Origin of the sequence: Pantoea sp. B9002, assembly GCF_013385945.1 — a bacterium.
Taxonomy (GTDB): Bacteria; Pseudomonadota; Gammaproteobacteria; order Enterobacterales; family Enterobacteriaceae; genus Pantoea.
On the sequence record NZ_JACAPA010000071.1, the window covers coordinates 1,029 to 6,408 of the forward strand.

Annotated in this window: 3 protein-coding genes and 1 pseudogene; 1 reads left to right on the top strand and 3 read right to left on the bottom strand. The window is 41.2% G+C overall.

What is annotated here, in order from left to right:
* Positions 1–167: 167 nt before the first annotated feature.
* Entirely contained in the window at positions 168–341 is a 174-nt protein-coding gene (locus HX773_RS24975) for a hypothetical protein (RefSeq protein ID WP_176973750.1), read from the bottom strand.
* 464 nt (positions 342–805) lie between these two features.
* On the opposite strand from HX773_RS24975, the gene HX773_RS24980 reads away from it, so the two are divergent.
* Positions 806–3,337, top strand: coding sequence for a DEAD/DEAH box helicase family protein (locus tag HX773_RS24980; protein WP_176973751.1), 2,532 nt, complete (start codon positions 806–808; stop codon positions 3,335–3,337).
* Positions 3,338–3,398: 61 nt separating this feature from the next.
* Here the strand turns inward: HX773_RS24980 and HX773_RS24985 are convergent, their stop codons facing one another.
* On the bottom strand, positions 3,399–4,202 hold the full coding sequence (locus HX773_RS24985; RefSeq protein ID WP_176973752.1) for a tetratricopeptide repeat protein: 804 nt from the start codon (positions 4,200–4,202) through the stop codon (positions 3,399–3,401).
* A gap of 60 nt (positions 4,203–4,262) precedes the next feature.
* Positions 4,263–5,288 (bottom strand): annotated as a pseudogene (locus HX773_RS24990) (ISNCY family transposase); the annotation flags it as partial.
* Between the last annotated feature and the right edge of the window lie 92 nt (positions 5,289–5,380).

Genomic DNA, 5,380 nt, shown 5'->3' on the forward strand with positions numbered 1-5,380 from the left:
GTTCTTCGTTTCATGGCAACGCCCCCCCCTTGTTTAAGGATAGCGTTGCGTCGACCCATTGAACCACATCCAGTTGCGGACAATCTCAACGGAAACCGGAATGCCGTGTCGTTCCAGAAGCTTCTCGGTGTCCAGAGTGGGACCAAAATCGGCGTAATGTTGACGGATCAGATGCAAAGCGGCGCAGCGTAAATCGTCAGGAATGCGGTTGTTGCCGGGACGCCCGCGACGTTCTGATACAACCGATGCCGCGCAGCTTCACGCTGCAGCAGAGTGTGGTCGTGATCGCGCTGAATGATGCCGAGCCGGTATAGATCTTTATCTGTCATGGTCACCAACATAAAGTCTGTATCCTGAGCTGAGCCTGAGGAGATCTAAGGTTAGTTCAGGGACGACATCTGTGAATTGTTCCGTACGACATTAGCGTTTTGGAGTAACATATAATGTCAATGCAGTTTTAAAGTGTCACCTCTTTCAGCAAGATAGAAGTGTCTCGTAATCAAGACCTGCATTTGAATTCAATCGCATCCCGTTGGTTCCGCACTAAACTGTTTCCTCCGTTAAAACCATAAAGCTAGTCAGAAACTTGAAACGATAGGTGATTACACTTTATCAAGATCGCCGATATCCCTGCCAAAAACATTCTGGAGAGAGTTTGTTGATGTGTCCTCAATCTGTGGTGGTTTCATTACTGGAATAGTGTTGAGTTATGAGGCATCGATCGTTGCCTAACCTACTAACTTTCAATACATTAGTAGGATTAGAACTTTTACTTATCTTCCAAACAAACATAATGGAATGAAAAATGATTGATTTCACAAATAAATTAAAGAAAAAAGAACTTCCGAAGAGAATCAACCCAGTTGAAATATATGAGTCTTTAGATAGACGTAGCGAAGCTGGTCCATTACGCCCTTCCCAAAAAAGTATTCTCGAAGAATGGTTTAACAACAGGCGTGACGATAAGGATAATATAATTAAGCTACACACTGGGGAAGGTAAGACTTTAATTGGCCTACTAATTTTACAGTCTAAAATCAATGAGGCCAATAGTCCTTGCTTGTATGTTTGCCCTAATATTTATTTAGCAAAGCAAGCAGTCAAAGATGCAGAAAAATTTGGTATCCCTTATTGTATAATTGACCACAGCAAAATGATACCGGATGATTTTCTTGCCGGAAGAAAAATTTTAATCACACATGTTCAAAAATTATTTAATGGGAAAACTGTATTCGGTTTAGGCAGTAAGTCAATTCATGTTAATTCAATCATTTTAGATGACTCACAAGCATGTATCGATTCAATTAAAAACAGTTTCACTATTAAAGTGGATAACGAGAGTAAGCTTTACACATCAATTTTAAATATTTTTTCTGATGAACTTCGCGAACAAGGTGAAGGTAGCTATTTGGAAATGGAAAATGGAGTAAAAAATAACACATTACTTCCGATTCCATACTGGTCATGGATTGATAAAAAAGAGCTGGTAGCACAAGAGTTACTTAAGAACATTGAAGATAATAGAGTATCTTTCATTTGGCCTTTAATAAAAAATGAAATACACAACTGCCAAGCATTTATATCTGGTGAATGCTTGGAAATTTCACCGATTTTCTCACTAATAGATTCTTTCGGTAGCTTCAGTAAGGCTAACCATCGCTTCCTGATGTCTGCTACGACACAAGATGATTCATTTTTTATCAAGGGATTAGGTTTTGACGTCGAAGCGGTTAAAAGACCTTTAGTAAATCCTGATCTTGTATGGTCGGGTGAAAAAATGATTTTAATACCATCACTAATTGATGAAACATTAGACCGTGAAAAAATAATAAATTGGTTGCTGCGGCCACATGATAAACGAATGTTTGGTACAGTATGTTTAGCACCTAGTTTTGCTAATACCAAACAATTCCAGCGTATAGGGGCTACTGTAGCAACTACGGATACCATTTACGACTGCATTGAACAGTTAAAAAGAGGTGTATTTTCCAGTTCCATGGTCTTTGCTAATCGCTACGATGGGATAGACTTACCTGATAATTCTTGTCGTATTTTAATTATTGACTCTAAACCATATTCTGAAACATTAACAGATAGATATGAAGAAGAGTGTAGGCCAAGCAGCGATATCATCAATGTAAAAACGGCACAGCGTGTTGAACAAGGATTAGGCCGCAGTGTGAGGGGTGAAAAAGATTACAGTGTTATTATTATCACCGGTGGAGATCTTGTCCAGTTCTTAAAAATCCCATTAACTACCAAATATTTTTCTCCTCAAACCAGAATGCAAATTGAAATAGGTAGTCAAATTGTTGGTTTTGCTAAAGACGAAATTGATGAGGGTGCAGAAGTTGATAAATTATTCGTTGGGTTAATTAATAAATCCTTGCAACGTGACGAAGGTTGGAAGGAATATTATGTTGAAAGCATGAATGAAATTGACGTGCACGATGGAGGAAATAATCTTTATGATTTAATTTCACTAGAATACAAAGCTGAGAATTTGTTTATTAAAGGTGAGTTAGATAAAGCATGCAATGTTTTGCAAGATATTTGTGACAGACATGTTGAAGATGAAATGGAGAAGGGGTGGTATCTTCAACTTCAAGCGAGATATAAATACAACATAAGTAAAATTGAATCTAATAAAATTCAAAAATCAGCATTCCAGCGCAACAGTAATCTACTAAAGCCTAAGGATGGAATTATCTATAAAAAGATCGACAATATAAATGCCACTAGAACAAATAGAATAAATAAATGGGTTAGCGCACATACTGATTATCAATCTATTATGATTTCTGTTGATAGCATTTTGCAAAATATTTCTTTTGGTGTTCAATCTGACAAATTTGAAGATGCTATGCATAACTTGGGGTCCTCTATTGGATTTGTTTGCCAAAGACCGGATAAGGAAATCAAAAAAGGACCTGACAATCTTTGGGGCGATGTAGATGGACAGTATTTCCTCTTCGAGTGTAAAAATGAAGTTGATGAAAATCGCGCTGAAATTAATAAAACAGAAGCTGGTCAGATGAATAATCACTGTGGCTGGTTTACGGATGAATATGGTAACGCAAAGTGCAAAAAAATCATAATTATAAACACAAGAACACTTTCATATCAGGGCGATTTTAATGATGAAATATTTGTTATGCGAAAATCAAAACTTAAACTATTGAAGGATAATGTTAGATCATTTTTCAAAGAGTTCAAAGACTATGACTTGCAATCTTTGGATGAAACCATTATCCACAAGTTTATTAGTCCACACAAATTAGATATAGAAAGCCTAACGTCCATTTATACAGAATCAATAATTAAGGCAAGTAAATAACATTCAGCTCCGGCAGGTGTTGAATAGCAAAATACCTGCCAAATTACAAATGGCCGGGCAATTATTTATTGACCAAAGAAATATTTACAACCCATTCAATAGCATTAGGTGTTCTGATCCAAGGCTTCATATTATGGTTTACATAATCAATGGCTTCATCCATTTCACCTAACGTTATATATCCACTATTAGACTTGGGCTGCAACCGACACTTTGATAACAATCCGGGGATGTGTCTATTAGAGCTAATAGCTGTTTTCGCGATATTTTCTGCATCTGTAGTTGAATTTCTATAGGCGAGAAGGGCGCGAGTATACTGAAGATAAGGGCGCATATCCTCGGAATAATCATCCAGTAGTAAGGTCAGCTCGTCCACCATTTCCAGTTCAAGGTAATAACTCGTTAATAAATGACGAATCCCCTGGTTATCATTCGGGTTGAGTTGCAGCATTTCGCGGCAGTGAGCCATGGCTGGGTAGAAATTGCCAGATTTCCATAAGGCATCAGCTAAAGCTGCTTTTGCTCTCATATATGGCCGAGTTTCGACAAATCCCCAGAAACGTCCTGCGTACTCCTGGAAATCTTCGCCAAGAGCAATGCTGGCCGCGTATAGAGCTGTTTCTAGATGACTGATTTTTGATGCAGGAGGCTCTTCAGATATCTCAAAATAGAATGAGTATGCGTCAGCACAGAGCGGAGACTTCTTGATAGCCTTGCGGATGAGTTTCAGCACGGCTTCCAGGTCATCCGTTTCCCAGGCATCGAACATACATTCTTGTGCAGCGGCAAGATCCTGCTGTAGCTGCTCAGGGCTGACGGCATTTTTATATAAATCAACGCGCTTTTTGGTCGGGAATTTAATCATCTCAAATATCCTTTTGGGTATTAACCATCGCCCGGTTCTTTGCAGCACGGATGGTCGATACTACCGCTTTGAACTTGCCACAAACAAGCTCGGGTCTGCCAGAACGGGATTGATAGCCCGTAGTTGTTCCTGGATGCGCATCTGAGCCTTACGGCTGGGAGACTTTTTACTTCGTTCCCGTTTGCCTTCGCTTTCCCGTTCATCCTGTTTTACCTGAGCCAGTCTGAGTACTGTCCCGAGCCGTTTGTTATCGACAATCTGCCCCTGGTCGACACAGGCCAGTTTATCGAATGCCTGGCACTCAAGGGACCGATGTCCGTAGTGGAAGGCGAGGGTGCCATCAGGATAATCCAGCACTTTAATTTTCTCACCGGCAAGACGGCTATTTTCTTCCGTTGGGTCCATGAGATAAAGGATCTTATCGTACTGGAAGGTAAGAGATTTCGATACGGTACGGACATCATGCCAGGCAAAGATGTCTCTTAAATCATCGGGGTTTTCCTGCACCGGACGATGCAAATCTTTAGGGAACTTGGCCGGACGTGAAAACCGGCGGTTAAAGTCGGCAATGAAAGTGGCAAGCCAAGCATTTGCGGCATCAATGCCGGTAATACCTTCCAGACGCATTTCTTTGATCAGCCGATCCTGAAGTGTCTGGTTAGCCCGTTCTACGCGGCCTTTAGCTTCAGAGCTATTGGCACAGATAAGCTCGATTGCCAGGTCATAAAGCACACGCCCGAACTGAGTCACGGTGGTATTTCGTTTCTCCGGGCCACTGACGCGAAATATTGCGTGTTTGTCACTGTACAGCGATACCGGCTTCCCGTGCTGCTCGATGTATTCCCGGGTTGCCAGCATATAGTCAAAGGCTGTTTCTGACTCGCTGAACCGCAAATGCATCAGACGGCCAGTTGCATCATCAATAAAGACCAGCAGGCAGCATTTTGGCGCACGACCTTCAAACCAGTCATGGTGGGAGCCGTCGATCTGGATAAGTTCACCCAGGCAATCACGCCGATGTCGGGGCTGATATACCCGCGACTTGCGGCGAGCATGCGGAACCCAAAGTCCGTCAGACGTCATCTGTGAATTCAACCGATGGATGCAACACATTGGTTAAAACGCTCTGCGGGTGATTCATAGTCTAGCGTTTTTCCTGGCCTCTCGTTGAGCTGCCT

Excerpts from the sequence above, each read along its gene's own strand:
- HX773_RS24980 (WP_176973751.1), top strand. The coding sequence starts at position 806 with ATGATTGATTTCACAAATAAATTAAAGAAAAAAGAACTTCCGAAGAGA.
- HX773_RS24975 (WP_176973750.1), bottom strand. The coding sequence starts at position 341 with ATGTTGGTGACCATGACAGATAAAGATCTATACCGGCTCGGCATCATT.
- HX773_RS24985 (WP_176973752.1), bottom strand. The coding sequence starts at position 4,202 with ATGATTAAATTCCCGACCAAAAAGCGCGTTGATTTATATAAAAATGCC.